The sequence below is a fragment of the Ralstonia flatus genome, assembly GCF_958439105.1.
Lineage (GTDB): Bacteria > Pseudomonadota > Gammaproteobacteria > Burkholderiales > Burkholderiaceae > Ralstonia > Ralstonia flatus.
The window spans coordinates 131594-147098 of the sequence record NZ_CAUDLI010000001.1 but is presented as its reverse complement, the minus strand read 5'-3'; the positions used below and the strand labels follow the sequence as shown (position 1 = coordinate 147098).

The following is a 15505-nucleotide window of genomic DNA, read 5'->3' as shown; positions in this document are numbered from 1 at the left end:
TCAATACGATTATTACTAGAGCATCCATGAACGTCGGAATCTCGTGCAACGCGCTGGGCTACAGCGGCGGCAGCGAGCGCTACGCGATGGACCTGGTGCGCGGTCTGCATGAGCGCGCCATCCGTCCTGTGTTCTTCGCCAAGATGGTGGACAAGGCGCTTCCCGAATACCGCCAGGTCAAGGCCGTTGCATTGCCCACGCGCAAGCTGCCCGGCAAATTGAATGACCATGCGTTCGGCTGGCTTGTGCGCTATCTGGCCAAGCGTGAGCACATCGATCTGATGATCGGCTGCAACCGCACGGGCGCTTCGGATATCGCGATTTGCGGCGGTACCCACGTCGGTTATCTGAGGAGCTTTTCAAAAGAGCCCGCCTTCTGGGATCGCCAGCAGATCGCCCTGGAGCGCCGGGACTACGTGCGCTCGCACGTCGTCGTTGCGCACTCGCGACTGATGGCGCAGGAAGTGCTCGACTACTACGACATTCCCGCTGACAAGGTAAAGACGGTGTACCCCCCGGTGAGTGAGACGAAGTTCTCGCCGGTGGTTGAAGCGGAGCGTCAGCGCCTGCGCGATGAGCTTGGCTTCGCAAAGGATCGCGTCACGTTTGTGTTCCCGTCGTCGAGCCACAAGCGCAAGGGCTATCCGCTGCTGGAGGCGTTTTTCTCCAAGACGGATTTGCCTGTGCAGCTGGCGGTGATCGGGCGGCCGGTATCGTCGTCCTCGCCCAACATCCGCTACCTGGGATACCGCAAGGACATCGAGAACGTCTACCGCGCGGCGGATTACACGATCCTCGCTTCGCACTACGAGCCGTTCGGGCTGATCGGCGTGGAGTCCGTGCTTTGCGGCACCCCCGCCGTGCTTGCAGCCAATATTGCTTGCACCGAGGTGATCTCGGAGGAAGGGGCGCCTACCTTCGATCTGGATGATCCGGCCACGCTGGCGCGCACGATTGAGGCGGCTGTTGCGCGTGTGCACGCGGGGCAAGCTCGCCTGTCGAATCCGCGTGAGCATCTTCGCTATGACCCGGGCATCGCTGCGCACATCGACGCGCTCCTGGCGCTTGCCCCCGGCGCGGGGACATTGCGATGAGCGGCTTGATGCAACGTGGACGGACGCTGATAGCGAGCGCGCCGGCGGCGCTGGCCGTGTTCGGAATCTCCATCCTTCCGGCCTTCATGCTCTCGGTTCGTGGCGCAGCGTTCCTGTCGTTCTTGCTGCTGCTGGTGGCTGCGTTCTGGTCGATGCTCGTCGCGCCAGCGGAGGTCATGCCCCGACTCCGAGCACTGTGGCATGAACATCGTTGGCTGATCCTGGCCATGGCCGCCATGCCAACCGCGATGCTGATCAGCGCCCAATTGAACCCTGCGGCGCCGCGCAGCGTGCCATTTGCCTATGGCCGGCTCTGGCTGTTCGGGCTGGCGCTGTTTGCGCTGTTGCACCTGCGGCCTAAACAGCTGGAGAGCGTGCAGTGGGGATGTGTGGCGGGTTCCCTTGGCTCTGCAGTGTGGGCGTATTTCGAATTGCGGGCGGGGCGCGTGGGCACGGTTGGCGCGTTTTCCAATGCCATTCCATTTGGCAACCTTTCGCTGCTGATGGGATTGTTCGCACTCATATCGATTGGTTGGGCGAAAGGTGACGGCTGGGCCCTGATCGGGCTGCGTCTGTTAGCGGGCGGCGCCGGGCTCTATGCGTCGTATCTGTCGCAGGCGCGTGGTGGGTGGATTGCAATCCCTGTGCTCTTGCTGATTGCCGTGGCGACGCTCCGGCATGTCGACTGGAGGAAGCGGGCGGCCGCCCTGCTGGGATTCTTTGCGTTGCTGGTGGCTGTTTGCATTTCTTCAAGCGTCGTCCAAACCCGCTTCGATCAAGCGATCGGTGATGTGCGCGCCTATCAAGCCGGTCAGACCAACACCTCGGTCGGCATTCGTTTCCAGCTGTGGAAAGCCGCTACGCTGATGTTGACGCGTCACCCGCTGGCCGGGGTGGGAAGAGGCCAATTCGGGCCCGCTCTCAAGGCAATTCACGCTGAAGGCCTTATCACACAGGAAGCGACGGCCTTCGAGCATGCCCACAACGAGTTTCTATACAATGGCGCCACGCTTGGTGTGCTGGGCATCGGCGCATTGCTGGCGCTGTACCTGGTGCCCGCCGCCTACTTTCTGCGCGCCGCGCTGTGCGACGACCGCATCTTGCGCACGACGGGCGCGATGGGCCTCACGTTATGTGTCGGCTTTCTACTGTTCGGGCTGACCGAAGTGATGCTGATCATCGCGCAGACGGTCGTGTTCTACAGCGTGATGGTGGCCGTGTTCACCGCGCATATTCACCGGCGCCGGCAGCAGCTTGGTGCCGCTCCTGTTTTCTGAGATTGTTTTCGCATGCCTGCATCCAATCGAGCCACGCTCGCCGTCATCATCGTCGCCAAGAATGAAGCCGCTGATATCGGCGATTGCATCCGCTCGGTACGTGACTGGGCGGACGATGTCATCGTTTTCGACTCGGGAAGCACGGATGGCACGCAGGACATCTGCCGCCAGCTCGGTGCACGCGTGTTCGAGACCGACTGGCCCGGCTACGGCGAACAGTCCAACCGCGCCTTGCGCGAGGCGCGCACCGACTGGGTGCTTTCGCTGGACGCCGACGAGCGCATCAGCCCCGAATTGCGGGCCGAGATGATCGCCGTACTGGAATCGGGCAGCCCGCACACTGTCTACTCCATGCCGCGCAGCTCTAGTTTTTGCGGCCGCTTCATGAAGCATTCGGGCTGGTGGCCGGACCGCATTCGTCGCTTTTTCAAGCGCGAGCAGGTGACGTTCTTCGATGCGCCGGTGCACTCGCACCTGGTCTTCGAGGGTACGGTGGGCGACTTCCGCGCGCCCATCATTCATTACTCGATTCCCGATTTGAAGGCTGCTCTGGACAAGGCCAACGATTATTCAACCGCCGGTGCAGCCGCAGCTTATGCCAAGGGCAAGCGCGCGTCGTTGGGCAGCGCGATCGGTCACGGGCTGTGGGCGTTCATCCGTACGTACATCATCCAGCGGGGCTTCCTCGATGGTGCGGAGGGCTTCATGCTGGCCGTGTCGAACGCCGAGGGCACGTATTACCGCTACGTCAAGCTGATGATGCTGCATCGTCATGGCAAGCGCTGAGTCGCCGCGTCGCATCGCCCTCATCGTTACGGCGTATAACCGCCCGGACGCGTTGGTTCGCGTACTGGCCGGCTGTGGCGCACAGACCGATCGCGCATTCGACGTCATCGTCGCCGACGACGGTTCGCGCGATGACACACGCGTGGCGGTCGAAGCCGCTGCCAAGACCGCGCCGTATCCGCTGCGCCATGTCTGGCATCCCGACGACGGATTTCGCGCTGGTGAGATCCGCAACCGCGGCGTGCTGGCGACGGACGCCGACTACCTCGTTTTTCTCGATGGCGATTGCGTGCCGCGTCCGGATTTTGTGGCGCGGCATCGCGCGTTGGCCGAGCGGGGGCGCCTGCTGTCCGGCAGTCGGATCCTGCTGAATGAGGCGATGACGCGTGAGGTTGTCACCCAGCAGATCGATATTCACCTGAAGGATCGCGCGTATTGGTTTGCCGCCTGGCGCGCGGGGCGCATCAACAAATTCTTGCCGCTGTTGGTGCCGGGTTTGCCGGTGCCGCGCACATTCAAGGACACCAGCCTGCGCGGCATCAAGAGCTGCAACCTTGGCGTGTGGCGCAGCGATTTCGAGCGCGTGAACGGCTTCGATCAGAGCTTCGTCGGGTGGGGTCATGAAGACGCCGATCTGGCGGTGCGCCTGTACAACGCCGGTGTGCGGCGCAAGCGCGGCTTCTGCGCGACTGAAGTCTTCCACCTGTGGCATCGCGAGCAATCGCGCGAGCAGGAAAGCCCCAACTATCAACGCATGATGGCTCGGCGCAATACCGACATCATCCGCGCAGACGTTGGGCTTGCAGAACTGCGAGAGCAGGGCGCCTGAGCGCGCGCCGTCTGCTCACCAAGTCTTCTTCTGCTTGACGATGCCGAGAAACGGCCGCACGAAAATCTGATAGAGGAACTTGCGCACGAAGATCTGGCGCAGATGATGGCCGAGTCCCAGGCGGTCGTCGGCTTCGCGGCTTTTGATGGCGCGATCAGCTTCCAGGTTCGAGCCGCTATCGAAGTTCTGCACGCCAATCACATAAGGCACGACCGCACGCATCTGCACGATGCCTTCGCGCTCGAACTTGTACCAGTAGTCTGCGGCCAGCCACACGGGATAGAGCTGCTCGACCATGCGCTTGGCCGCGGCGCGCGTGACGAAATAGCCGTGCGCGAGCCACTGATAGTTGGCGAGTTTGACCGTGCGGTGGTGCGCTGTCAGCGGCCGGGCACTGCGCTTGTAGTAACGGTCGATGTGCGTAAGCAGCGTGACGACCGGTTCGTCGGGTGACACGCTCTTTGCCAGGGCGTCGAGTACGGCAGGCACCTCCGGCCCGAGTTTGGCGTCGTCTTCCAGAATGAGCGCGTAGGGCAGGTCCTGCTCGATCATTGCGCGGTAGACGCCGAGGTGGCTCAGCGCGCAGCCGACTTCGCCGACGGTCAATTCGCGGCTTTGGCTCGTAGCGCGTGCGTGGTCATAGTGGCGCGCAAGTTCGTCGGCGGGAAGTGTCTTGCCGTACACACCGGGGAAGCGGCGATGCGGCAGGCCCAACGCATCGAGTTGTCGCTCCAGGGCTTCGCGGCGCCCGGCGTCGTGGTCGAGATTGATGAAAAACGTGGGAACGCGCGAACTCATTGCGGAAGCGTCAGGTGATCCGCCGGCCAGTCTGGACCGGGCATTGCGCAGCAGGATGGGCCGGGTGGTGGATTGCCGCTAAAATGCCGGGTCGCCCGTCTGTCGGATGACGGCCGCTGCAACGCACTTTATGGCGGCCATGCGATCTCCATGCGACGCAAGCTGCCCACCCTCATTTGAAAACGCCGTGAGTATACAAGCAAAGTCTGACCACCCAGCGCCCGCCAAGCCGATGCTCAAGCGGTTGTGGGGCTACCTTCGCCCCGAATTGACCGCCTTCATCCTGGCAATGGTCGCCATGGGCGTGGTGGCGGCCACGGAGGGGATCATCCCCAAGGTCGTGAAGGATTTGCTGGATCAGGGCTTCGGCGGGGAATACGCCGGCAAGCTGTGGCAGGTGCCGGCCATGCTGGTGGGGATTGCCGTGGTGCGCGGCATTGCGCAATTTGCGTCGACGTATCTGCTGAGCCTCGTCTCGAACAAGGTGCTGCTGAATCTGCGGATGAAGATGTTCGAACGGCTGCTGCAGGCGCCCGCTTCGTACTATCAGCGCAATACGGCAGCGTCGATCATCAACGCGGTCATCTTTGAAGTGAACCAGGTGCTGCAAGTGCTGACCGGCGTGTTCATCACGCTGGTGCGCGACTCGATGACGGTGCTGGCGCTGCTGATCTTCCTGTTCTACACCAACTGGCGTCTGACGCTGGTAGTGGCGGTGATCCTGCCGATCATCGGGCTGCTGATGTCGCGCATCAACCGTCGCCTGCGCTCGCTCAACCGCGAGAGCCAGAACCTGACCAACCAGGCAGCCTATGTGGTGGAAGAGGCCGTGGGCGGCTACAAGGTCGTGAAGCTGCACGGCGGCGAGGCATACGAATCGCTGCGCTTCAATGCCATGACGAACCGCCTGCGTGGTTACGCCATGCGCGTGGCCGTGGCGGGCGGCCTGAACCAGCCGGTGACGCAGTTCCTGGCGGCGCTGGCGCTGTCGGTCATTCTGGCCATTGCCATGTTGCAGGCGCAGGCCAACCAGACCACCGTCGGCGGCTTTACCGGCTTTGTGATGGCAATGCTGCTGCTGATCTCGCCGCTCAAGCACCTGACTGACGTGAACCAGCCGCTGCAGCGCGGCCTGACCGCCGCCGAATTCATCTTCGGCCTGATCGACACGCCGATCGAACCGCAAGAGGGCGGCAAGAAGATTGATCGCGCCCGCGGCGATGTCCGCTTCGACAACGTCACGTTCCGCTATGGCGAAGATGGCCGGGCAGCGCTCGCCAACGTCAATTTGCACGTCAAGCCGGGCGAGGTCGTCGCGCTGGTCGGGCCATCGGGCAGCGGCAAGACCACGCTGGTGAACCTGCTGCCGCGCTTCTTCGATCCGACCTCGGGCACGATCTCGCTCGATGGCGATGCGCTGGCGGATCTGGCCCTGCACGACCTGCGTCGGCAGATCGCCTTCGTGAGCCAGGACGTGGTGCTGTTCAACGACACCATCGCAGCCAACGTGGCGTATGGCGCGCGTGACGCCTCCGAGATCGACATGGCACGCGTGCGCCGTGCGTTGGAAGCAGCCTACCTGACCGATGTGGTCGACAACCTGCCCGAGGGCATCGATACCAATATCGGCGACAACGGCTCGAAGCTGTCCGGCGGACAGCGCCAGCGCCTCGCGATTGCCCGCGCGATCTACAAGGATGCGCCGATCTTGATCCTCGACGAAGCCACGTCCGCACTGGATTCGGAGTCCGAACGCCAGGTGCAGGCCGCGCTCGAACGGCTGATGGAGGGCCGTACGACGCTGGTGATCGCGCACCGTCTGTCGACCATCGAAAATGCTGACCGGATCATCGTGCTGGAGCACGGCAAGATTGCCGAAGCCGGCACGCACCGCGAACTCATCGAGCGCGATGGGTTGTATGCTGGACTCCATCGCATCCAGTTCGCCACTCAGTAAGCCCTCCCGCTCGGGCGGCGTGCTCAGGATGCTCACATCAAAGGAGACATCGTGACGACCACCACGCCGCCCATCAGCCGGTTTCCCGTTCCTGAACTGGCCGACATTCCCGAAGATATTCGCGCGCGCATCCTGGAAGTGCAGGAGAAGAGCGGCTTTGTGCCGAATGTTTTCCTGGCGCTGTCACATCGGCCCGACGAATGCCGTGCCTTCTTCGCATACCACGACGCGCTGATGCTGCGTGAAGGCAGCAGCCTCACCAAGGGCGAGCGCGAGATGATCGTGGTCGCCACCTCCGCCGCCAACCAGTGCCTGTATTGCGTGGTCGCGCACGGCGCCATCCTGCGCATTTACGAGAAGAACCCGCTGGTGGCCGACCAGGTGGCGGTCAATTACCGAAAGGCCGACATCACGCCGCGCCAGCGCGCCATGCTCGACTTTGCGATGAAGGTTTGCTCCGCCTCACACACCGTCAACGACGCCGACTATGAAGCGCTGCGCGCGCACGGTTTCGATGATGAGGACATCTGGGACATCACCGGCATCACCGCCTTTTTCGGTCTGTCGAACCGCATGGCGAATGTGATTTCGATGCGGCCGAATGACGAGTTTTTCCTGCTCGGCCGCGTGCCGCGCGAAAAGAAGTAGGGTGCAGGCGGCGGCTACGCCGTCAACTCGCGCAGCGCTTCAAGCAACTTGACGGCGGGGCCGGGCAGGATGCTATGACGCCGCCGGAACGCAGTGAGCGTGCGGCGCGCTACCAAGCCCGGAATCGGCAGAGGTTCGATCACGCCGGCGCGGCGCTCGGCGTCGATCATCGGTTCGGCCATCCAGCTCAGGAAACCCGAGCGCGCCACCAGGCTCTTGAGTGCCGTCACCGAGCGCGTTTCCACCACGATGTTCGGCAAGCCCAGCCCGGCAGCCTCGAAGACCTGGCGCATATGCTCGTACGGGCCGGTGCCGCGCGGTGGAACCGCCCACGGCGCCTCCAGCGTATCGGCCAGCATCAGGCCGCGTCGGTGGCGCAGCGGGTGCTCCGGTGATGCGACCACGAAACTTGCATCCTCCCACCGGCAATCCGCGATAGCGATGATGTCCTCGGTATCCGGCATTGCCATGGACAGCGCGAGGTCAATCTCGTGCTTGACGAGTCCCTCTGCCAGCCGGTCCCACACGCCCTCCAATATCTCTACGCGCAGGTTCGGCCAGCGCGCCACCACGTTGCCCACGGCCAGCGGCAGGACGTAGCTTGCGATGCTGCCGACTGCGCCGACGCGAATGGTGCCCTTGGCAAGCCCGCGCATGGCGTCGATCTCTTCCCGTGCGTAGTCCGCCTCGCGCTGCAGCAATGACGCATGTGGCAGCAGCGCCTGCCCGATGGCGGTCAGCTGCATGCCCTTGGAGTGCCGCTCGAACAGCGGCGCACCGACTTCGTCTTCCAGCCGCTTGATGATGCGGCTCAGTGCAGGCTGGGTGACGTGCAGGACGTCCGCGGCACGCCCGAGGCTGCCGGCGGAAACGATGGTGGTAAAGGCGCGCAGTTGGCGCAGATCGAAGGCCATGCAAAAAGGTAATGACTTTGACGGAATAATTCAATATCGCGTTAAGAGCTACGGATTCCATACTGGCAACCTGTTCCAAGGAGATGGCCCGTATGACCCGTACCTCGCTCGCGCTGACCACCGTGCGCGACGCCACCATTGAGCTGCTGCGCCGGCTCGGCATGACGCACGTATTCGGCAATCCCGGCTCGACCGAGCTGCCGATGTTTCGCGATTTTCCGGAGGATTTCCGCTACATTCTGGGCTTGCAGGAAGCGGTGGTGGTGGGCATGGCAGACGGCTTTGCGCAGGCAACCGGCAACGCGGCGCTGGTGAACCTGCATTCTGCGGCCGGCGTGGGCAACGCCATGGGCAACATCTTTACGGCCTTCAAGAATCGCACGCCGCTGGTGATTACGGCGGGGCAGCAGGCGCGGTCCATCCTGCCGTTCGATCCATTTCTCGCCTCCAACCAGGCGACGGAGCTGCCCAAGCCGTACGTCAAATGGAGCATCGAGCCGGCGCGTGCCCAAGACGTGCCGCTGGCGCTGGCCCGCGCGTATCACGTCGCCATGCAGGAGCCACGCGGCCCGGTGCTGGTGTCGATTCCCGTGGATGACTGGGATCAGCCGACGGAGCCCGTCGCCGTGCATGAAGTCGCCTGCGAAGTACGGCCCGATCCGGTCACGCTGGCGCGCATCGGCGGCCTACTCGATGCGGCACAGCGGCCGGCATTCGTGGTGGGCGCAGCGGTCGATCGGGCTGGCGCCTGGGATGCCGTCGTGCAACTCGCCGAGACCCACAATGCGCGCGTGTTCACCGCACCGATGGCCGGGCGCGGCGCGTTTCCCGAAGACCACCGCCTGTTCGCCGGTTTCCTGCCCGCGATGCGCGAGAAGATCGTCAGCCTGCTGCAGGGGCACGACGTGGTGTTTGCACTCGGCGCACCGGCGTTTACGTACCACGTGGAAGGACACGGGCCGCATGTGCCCGTTGGCGCGAAGCTCGTGCAGTTGATCGATGACCCGGCGACGGCTGCGTGGACGCCCCAGGGCATTTCCGCCGTTGGCAACATCCGCCTGGGCGTGCTCGATTTGCTCGACCGCCCCGCACCGCCAGCGCGACCGGCGCCCCCGCTACGCGCCAAAGCGCCGCGCGCCGAGCCAGGTTCGCCCATGTCGGCAGCCTTCGTGTTGCAAACGCTCGACGCCGTACGCGGCGCGACAGACATCGTCGTCGAAGAAGCGCCGAGCACGCGGCCCGTCATGCAGGCCTATCTGCCGATGCGGCGCCCCGGCGGGTTCTACACGATGGACAGCGGCGGCTTGGGCTACGGCATGCCCGCTGCAGTCGGTGTTGCCTTGGCGACGCCTGGTACGCGCGTGATCGGTTTGATTGGCGATGGGTCCAGCATGTATTCGATCCAGGCGCTGCGGAGCGCGTCGCTGCTTGAACTTCCCATGACGTTTGTCATTCTCAACAACCGCCGCTATGCGGCCCTGCAGGAATTCGCCCCGGTGTTCGGGTTTGCCGCCACCGACGTGGTGCAGGGGACCGACCTGAACGGTATCGACTTCGTCGGTCTGGCGCGCGCCATGGGCTGCACTGGCGAGCGCGTGACCGACCCGCATGCGCTGGAAGCCGTGCTGCGCACCGCATTGCAATCCGCAGGACCAACCGTGATTGAAGTGGAGATAGCCTGATGACGAATACGAACATTGCCCCGCTGGACGCGGCGCAGAACATCTCGATGCTGATCAACGGCGAGCGCGTGCAAGCGGCCAATGGTGCGGTGTTCGAGCGTCGCAATCCGCTTGACGGCACCGTCGCCACGCGAGCGCCGGCGGCGACTGTAGACGATGCCCGTCGCGCCGTCGACGCCGCGGCTGCAGCCTTCCCGGCCTGGGCCGCAATGGGACCGACGGAGCGCCGCGCGCTGCTGATGCGCGCCGCACAAGCGCTTGAAGCCAAGGGCGGGGCATTTGCTGCGGCGATGGCTGCCGAAACAGGCGCCTCCGCACTGTGGGCCGGCTTCAACGTGCATCTGGCCGCGAGCGGCTTGCAGGAAGCCGCCGCCATGGTCACGCAGATTGCCGGCGAGATCATTCCGTCTGACGTGCCCGGCAGCCTCGCCATGGGCGTGCGCCAGCCGGCCGGCGTGGTGCTGGGCATCGCGCCGTGGAATGCGCCGGTCATCCTGGCCGTGCGCGCCATTGCGTTGCCGCTGGCGTGCGGTAACACGGTCGTGCTCAAGGGCTCGGAAATTTCGCCCGCCACGCACGGGCTCATCATTGAAGCCTTGCAAGAGGCGGGCTTGCCAAACGGCGTGGTCAATTTCGTGACGAACGCCCCGGCCGACGCGGGCGCGGTCGTGGAGGCGATGATCGCCCACCCGGCCGTGCGGCGCGTCAACTTTACGGGCTCCACGCGCGTGGGCCGCATCATCGCGCAGACGTGCGCGACGTATCTGAAGCCCGCTGTGCTGGAGCTTGGCGGCAAGGCACCCTTGCTGGTATTGGCGGATGCGGATATCGACGCCGCTGTCGATGGCGCGGCCTTCGGCGCGTTCGCCAATTCCGGCCAGATCTGCATGTCCACCGAGCGGATCATCGTCGACGAATCCATCGCCGATGCATTCGTTGCCAAGCTGGCTGCCAAGGCTGCAGCGCTGCCGTTGGGCGATCCGCGCAAGGGGCCGGCGGTGCTCGGCTCGGTGGTCGACATGAGCACGGTCGAACGCTGCAATCACCTCATCGACGACGCGCTCGCCAAGGGCGCGAAGCTGCTGTGCGGCGGCAAGGCCACCAGCACGCTGATGCCCGCCACGCTGCTCGACCACGTCACGCCCGACATGCTCATCTACGCCGAAGAATCGTTCGGCCCAGTCAAGGGCATCGTGCGCGTGAGCGGTGACGATGCCGCCGTCGCCTGCGCGAATGACAACGCGTACGGCTTGTCGTCCGCCGTGTTCAGCCGCGACGTGGCCCGCGCCATGAACGTCGCGCGCCGCATCGAATCGGGCATCTGCCACATCAACGGGCCAACCGTGCATGACGAAGCGCAGATGCCGTTCGGCGGCGTCAAGGCGAGCGGCTTTGGGCGTTTCGGCGGCCGCGCTGGCGTGGCGGAATTCACCGAGCTGCGCTGGATGACGGTGCAGACCACGCCGCGCCATTACCCGTTCTGAGCCGCGATGCCGATGAAGATCGCAATCCTCGGTGCGGGCGCGATGGGCTCGCTGTTTGGCGGGCTGCTGGCCGAGGCCGACCAGCACGTCACGCTGCTCGACATCAACGACGCGCACTTGCACGCCATTGCTGCGCACGGTTTGCGGTTGGAAACCGATCGCGGCGATCGCCACGTGCGCAACCTGCAGGCGCTGCGCCCGGGCGATGCGACAGAAGTGCCCGATTTACTGATCGTCTTTACGAAGGCGATGCACACACGGGCCGCATTGGCGAGCGTGCGCCATCTCATCGGCGCATCGACGCATGTCCTGACGTTGCAGAATGGGCTGGGCAACGTGGAGGCGCTGGCTTCGATCGTGCCGGCGGAGCGCATCTTCGTCGGCGTGACGACGTGGCCAGCGGATCTTGCCGGGCCGGGCCACGTGCGCTCCCACGGCGCGGGCGCGATCCGGCTGATGACCGCAGACGGTGCGCCGCGTCCGATGCTGGCACGCGTGGTCGATACGCTCTGCGCCGCCGGTCTGAACTGCCAGGCCGATGCCAATGTGTGGGGCGCGGTGTGGGAGAAAGTCGCCTTCAACGCCGCGCTGAATCCGCTGTGCACGGTGCTGAATCAGCCCGTCGACGCGCTGGGTGCGGTGGAAGACGGCCCCGCCTTGGCGTTGACCATCGTGGGCGAAGTGCTGGCCGTGGCGCGCGCCAGCGGCGTTACGGTTGACGCCGCCAAGGTGAACGACAACGTGCGGCACGCCATCGTCGCCCATCGTGGGCACAAGCCGTCGATGCTGCAGGACGTGCTGGCCGGGCGGCCGACCGAGATCGAATCCATCAACGGCGCCGTGGTGGCGACGGCGCGCCGGCATGGCGTGCCGGTGCCGCACACCGAAACGTTGATGCAGCTTGTACGGTTGGTGCAGGTACAGGCGCAGGCCGCACACCAGCAGGAGCGTTAGCGGGCCGAGCGATCCAAGCTTTCATTCGATGGCGCGCAGACGCCACCTCAACGGAGACAAACCATGATGAGCAGTTCCACATTGGTGAGCGCGACGCCGGTCTTGCGTTGCGCTTTCGCATGTTCCGCGTCCCAGCGGAGGCCGGCATGAGGCAGAACCCCACCACGGTCGATATCGGCACCGTCCTCGATGACGGTCCGTTTTCCCTCGCGCAGAAGATGGCGGTCCTGCTGGCGGCCTTCGCCATCGTCATGGACGGCTTTGATGGCCAGTTGATCGGCTTCGCCATTCCCGTACTGATCAAAGAGTGGGGCATCACGCGCAACGCGTTTGCGCCGGCGGTGGCCGCGGGCCTGATCGGCATGGGGTTGGGCAGCGCGCTGGCAGGCCTGTTTGCCGATCGCTTCGGGCGACGCTGGGCGCTGATCGGCAGCGTGTTCCTGTTCGGCGTGGCGACGTGCTCGATCGGTTTTGCGCCGAACGTTGCGACGATTGCCGCGCTGCGGTTCATCGCAGGCCTTGGCATTGGTGGCGCGCTGCCAAGCTCCACCACGATGACGGCAGAATTCACGCCCGCGCGTCGTCGCACGCTGGCCGTGACGGCCACCATCGTCTGCGTGCCGCTGGGCGGGATGCTGGCTGGCCTGTTTGCGGGCCACGTGCTGCCGCTCTACGGCTGGCGCGGGCTGTTCTGGATCGGTGGCGCGCTGCCGCTGGTGCTGGGGTTCGTGCTCGTGGCGGCGCTGCCCGAATCGCCGCGCTTCCTGGCGCGCCGCCAATCGCGCTGGCCGCAGCTGGCGCAGTTGCTGTCGAAAATGGAGCGCGATGTGCCCGGCAATGCCGTGTTTGCCGATGTGGCTGGCCAGAAGGTCATTCAACACGCGAGTTTCCGCTCGCTCTTCGCGCCTGGGCAGGCACGCGACACGATGGCGCTCTGGGCAGCGTTCTTCATGTGCCTGCTGGCCGTGTACGCAGCGTTCAGCTGGCTGCCGACGATGCTGACTTCAGAAGGCCTGAGCGTGAGCGTGGCGGGTTCGGGGCTGACGGCGTACAACCTGGGCGGCGTGATCGGTGCGCTGGTCTGCGCGGTGACGATTGCGCGATGGGGGTCGCGTTGGCCGATGGCGCTGTGTTGCGTGGGCGCGGCCGCGAGCGCCTTTGCGCTGCAGGGCGTCGATGCCAAGCTGAACACCAACCTGCTGATCGTCGGCCTGGGGCTGCATGGGCTGTTCGTCAACGCCGTGCAATCGACGATGTACGCGCTGTGCGCCTATGTCTATCCGACGGCGGTGCGCGCCACGGGTACGGCGTTGGCGGTGGCATTCGGGCGGCTCGGCGCCATCCTCAGTGCGTTTGCCGGCGCGCTCGTCATCACCGCTGGCGGCTCGGTGGCCTATCTGGCCATGCTCGGGATCGTGATGCTGGTGGTACTGGCAGCGCTGCTCGCCATGCGCGAGCAGATTCCGCGTCTCGCGGAGCGTGCGCAAGCCCCCATGGCTGCCGTGCCGGTTTCGCACGGCAGCCCTGTCAAGCCGTAGCTGACGGCCAGGGGGAGCAGCACTACATCAGGATGATGTCGTACTGCTCCTGGCTGGCCGCCGACGATTCCACCTGCAGCGAAATCGGCTTGCCGATGAAGTCCCCCAGCATCGCAAGGTGCTGGCTTTCTTCTTCCAGGAACAGGTCAATCACCGACTGCGACGCAAGGATGCGGAACTCGCGCGGATTGAACTGCCGCGACTCGCGCATGATCTCGCGCAGGATGTCGTAGCACACCGTGCGGGGCGTCTTCACCTGGCCCTTGCCCTGGCATACCGGGCACTGCTCGCACAGCACATGCGCGAGCGATTCGCGCGTGCGTTTGCGCGTCATCTCCACCAGCCCCAGCTGCGAGAAGCTGTTGACCGTGATGCGCGTGCGGTCGCGCGACAGCGCCTTGCGCAGTTCCGCCAGCACCGCATCGCGATGCTCGGCCGACTCCATGTCGATGAAGTCGATGATGATGATGCCGCCCAGGTTGCGCAGCCGAAGTTGCCGCGCGATGGTGTGCGCCGCTTCCAGGTTCGTCTTGAAAATCGTGTCGTCAAAGTTGCGCGCGCCCACGTAACCGCCGGTGTTGACGTCGATTGTCGTCATCGCCTCGGTCTGGTCGATCATCAGGTAGCCGCCCGATTTCAGGTCGACCCGGCGCGACAGCGCGCGCTCGACTTCCGCCTCGATGTTGTACAAGTCAAAAATGGGCCGCTCGCCGGTGTAGTGCGTCAGGCGCTCGACCACGGCCGGCGTGTATTCCTGCGCAAACTCGATGAGCTTCTGGTGGTTCTCGCGCGAATCGACCTGGATGCTGCGCGTTTCGTCCGTCACGAAATCGCGCAGCACGCGCTGGGCGAGGTTCAGGTCCTGATACAGGATCGACGGCGCGGGCAGGGTCGTTGCGTTGTGACGGATGGTCGCCCAGATCTTGCGCAGGTAAGCGACGTCGTTGGCGAGTTCTTCGTCGGTCGACTCCTCGGCGATCGTGCGCACGATGAAGCCGCCGCGCTCTTCGACGGGCACCATGGCGGTCACGCGCGCACGCAGCGCTTCGCGCTCGGCCTCGTTGCCGATTTTCTGCGAGATGCCGATGTGCGGGTCTTGCGGCAGATACACCAGCGTGCGGCCGGCAATGCTGACCTGCGTGGATAGGCGCGCCCCCTTGGTACCGATCGGATCCTTGATGACCTGCACCATCAGCGCCTGGCCTTCGAACAGCGTCTTCTCGATGGCGACCTGCGGGGTGGGCGGCGCGTCCTTGGCGTCGCGCGGGTGCCAGATGTCGGCCACGTGCAAGAACGCTGCGCGCTCCAGCCCGATATCGATAAAGGCCGACTGCATGCCGGGCAGCACGCGCACCACCTTGCCAAGGTAAATGTTGCCGACCAGGCCGCGCGTCAGCGTGCGCTCGATGTGAAGCTCTTGAACGGCGGCTTGCTGGACGATGGCCACGCGCGTTTCTTGCGGCGTGATATTGACGAGGATGTCTTCGGACATGGAGAGGTACCAGGAGAGCGGGTTTCAGCACCCGCCTCCAGGCTTGCTCGCA

The 15505-nt window shown here is 64.7% G+C and carries 13 protein-coding genes; 10 read left to right on the top strand and 3 right to left on the bottom strand.

The window, feature by feature from the left end; translation table 11 throughout:
* The first annotated feature begins 26 nt into the window (after nucleotides 1-26).
* Genes R2676_RS00725 through R2676_RS00710 form a run of 4 tightly spaced genes read left to right on the top strand, consistent with a single transcriptional unit; the run spans nucleotide 27 to nucleotide 3986 of the window.
* Nucleotides 27-1094, top strand: coding sequence for a glycosyltransferase (locus tag R2676_RS00725; protein WP_206275111.1), 1068 nt, complete (start codon nucleotides 27-29; stop codon nucleotides 1092-1094).
* Nucleotides 1091-2371 (top strand): O-antigen ligase family protein, encoded by a 1281-nt coding sequence (locus tag R2676_RS00720; protein WP_206275112.1) that lies wholly within the window; start codon nucleotides 1091-1093, stop codon nucleotides 2369-2371. Before R2676_RS00725 ends, R2676_RS00720 begins: the two co-directional genes overlap by 4 nt.
* Before the next feature lie 12 nt (nucleotides 2372-2383).
* The gene (locus tag R2676_RS00715) at nucleotides 2384-3157 is read left to right on the top strand and encodes a glycosyltransferase family 2 protein (RefSeq protein WP_012762406.1); all 774 of its coding nucleotides are present in this window, start codon (nucleotides 2384-2386) and stop codon (nucleotides 3155-3157) included.
* A complete protein-coding gene (locus tag R2676_RS00710; protein ID WP_206275113.1) occupies nucleotides 3144-3986 on the top strand; it encodes a glycosyltransferase family 2 protein in 843 nt (280 codons plus the stop codon). Before R2676_RS00715 ends, R2676_RS00710 begins: the two co-directional genes overlap by 14 nt.
* 15 nt (nucleotides 3987-4001) lie before the next feature.
* Here R2676_RS00710 and R2676_RS00705 read toward each other — a convergent pair whose 3' ends face one another.
* Nucleotides 4002-4784: a glycosyltransferase family 25 protein gene (locus R2676_RS00705; RefSeq protein ID WP_206275114.1), complete on the bottom strand. Its 783-nt coding sequence runs from the start codon at nucleotides 4782-4784 to the stop codon at nucleotides 4002-4004.
* Nucleotides 4785-5016: 232 nt separating this feature from the next.
* Here R2676_RS00705 and msbA point away from each other — a divergent pair, with 232 nt between their 5' ends.
* Nucleotides 5017-6741 carry a lipid A export permease/ATP-binding protein MsbA gene (msbA, locus tag R2676_RS00700; protein ID WP_206275279.1) on the top strand — a complete coding sequence of 575 codons (1725 nt, stop codon included), beginning with the start codon at nucleotides 5017-5019 and terminating at the stop codon, nucleotides 6739-6741.
* A 51-nt stretch (nucleotides 6742-6792) separates the two neighbouring features.
* On the top strand, nucleotides 6793-7389 hold the full coding sequence (locus R2676_RS00695; RefSeq protein WP_206275115.1) for a peroxidase-related enzyme: 597 nt from the start codon (nucleotides 6793-6795) through the stop codon (nucleotides 7387-7389).
* Nucleotides 7390-7403: 14 nt separating this feature from the next.
* Here the strand turns inward: R2676_RS00695 and R2676_RS00690 are convergent, their stop codons facing one another.
* Nucleotides 7404-8303 carry a LysR family transcriptional regulator gene (locus R2676_RS00690; protein ID WP_206275116.1) on the bottom strand — a complete coding sequence of 300 codons (900 nt, stop codon included), beginning with the start codon at nucleotides 8301-8303 and terminating at the stop codon, nucleotides 7404-7406.
* A gap of 92 nt (nucleotides 8304-8395) precedes the next feature.
* Here R2676_RS00690 and mdlC point away from each other — a divergent pair, with 92 nt between their 5' ends.
* The 4 genes from mdlC (at nucleotide 8396) to R2676_RS00670 (ending at nucleotide 13961) form a co-directional block, all read left to right on the top strand.
* Complete coding sequence (mdlC, locus tag R2676_RS00685) at nucleotides 8396-9985, top strand: benzoylformate decarboxylase (protein ID WP_206275117.1); 1590 nt, start codon at nucleotides 8396-8398, stop codon at nucleotides 9983-9985.
* Nucleotides 9985-11469, top strand: coding sequence for an aldehyde dehydrogenase (locus R2676_RS00680; RefSeq protein WP_206275118.1), 1485 nt, complete (start codon nucleotides 9985-9987; stop codon nucleotides 11467-11469). The genes mdlC and R2676_RS00680 overlap by 1 nt, the downstream gene beginning before the upstream one ends.
* Before the next feature lie 12 nt (nucleotides 11470-11481).
* Nucleotides 11482-12423: a ketopantoate reductase family protein gene (locus tag R2676_RS00675; RefSeq protein WP_206275119.1), complete on the top strand. Its 942-nt coding sequence runs from the start codon at nucleotides 11482-11484 to the stop codon at nucleotides 12421-12423.
* Nucleotides 12424-12569: 146 nt separating this feature from the next.
* Entirely contained in the window at nucleotides 12570-13961 is a 1392-nt protein-coding gene (locus R2676_RS00670; RefSeq protein WP_316856713.1) for an MFS transporter, read from the top strand.
* Nucleotides 13962-13983: 22 nt separating this feature from the next.
* On the opposite strand, the gene rng is transcribed toward R2676_RS00670, so the two are convergent.
* Nucleotides 13984-15453: a ribonuclease G gene (rng, locus tag R2676_RS00665; protein WP_027680939.1), complete on the bottom strand. Its 1470-nt coding sequence runs from the start codon at nucleotides 15451-15453 to the stop codon at nucleotides 13984-13986.
* Nucleotides 15454-15505 lie beyond the last annotated feature (52 nt).

What these genes read in the sequence shown, in the direction of transcription:
- R2676_RS00715 (WP_012762406.1), top strand. Translation starts at nt 2,384, where the DNA reads ATGCCTGCATCCAATCGAGCCACGCTCGCCGTCATCATCGTCGCCAAG.
- R2676_RS00720 (WP_206275112.1), top strand. Translation starts at nt 1,091, where the DNA reads ATGAGCGGCTTGATGCAACGTGGACGGACGCTGATAGCGAGCGCGCCG.
- R2676_RS00680 (WP_206275118.1), top strand. Translation starts at nt 9,985, where the DNA reads ATGACGAATACGAACATTGCCCCGCTGGACGCGGCGCAGAACATCTCG.
- R2676_RS00725 (WP_206275111.1), top strand. Translation starts at nt 27, where the DNA reads ATGAACGTCGGAATCTCGTGCAACGCGCTGGGCTACAGCGGCGGCAGC.
- msbA (WP_206275279.1), top strand. Translation starts at nt 5,017, where the DNA reads ATGCTCAAGCGGTTGTGGGGCTACCTTCGCCCCGAATTGACCGCCTTC.
- R2676_RS00675 (WP_206275119.1), top strand. Translation starts at nt 11,482, where the DNA reads ATGAAGATCGCAATCCTCGGTGCGGGCGCGATGGGCTCGCTGTTTGGC.
- R2676_RS00670 (WP_316856713.1), top strand. Translation starts at nt 12,570, where the DNA reads ATGAGGCAGAACCCCACCACGGTCGATATCGGCACCGTCCTCGATGAC.
- R2676_RS00710 (WP_206275113.1), top strand. Translation starts at nt 3,144, where the DNA reads ATGGCAAGCGCTGAGTCGCCGCGTCGCATCGCCCTCATCGTTACGGCG.
- R2676_RS00705 (WP_206275114.1), bottom strand. Translation starts at nt 4,784, where the DNA reads ATGAGTTCGCGCGTTCCCACGTTTTTCATCAATCTCGACCACGACGCC.
- rng (WP_027680939.1), bottom strand. Translation starts at nt 15,453, where the DNA reads ATGTCCGAAGACATCCTCGTCAATATCACGCCGCAAGAAACGCGCGTG.
- R2676_RS00690 (WP_206275116.1), bottom strand. Translation starts at nt 8,303, where the DNA reads ATGGCCTTCGATCTGCGCCAACTGCGCGCCTTTACCACCATCGTTTCC.
- mdlC (WP_206275117.1), top strand. Translation starts at nt 8,396, where the DNA reads ATGACCCGTACCTCGCTCGCGCTGACCACCGTGCGCGACGCCACCATT.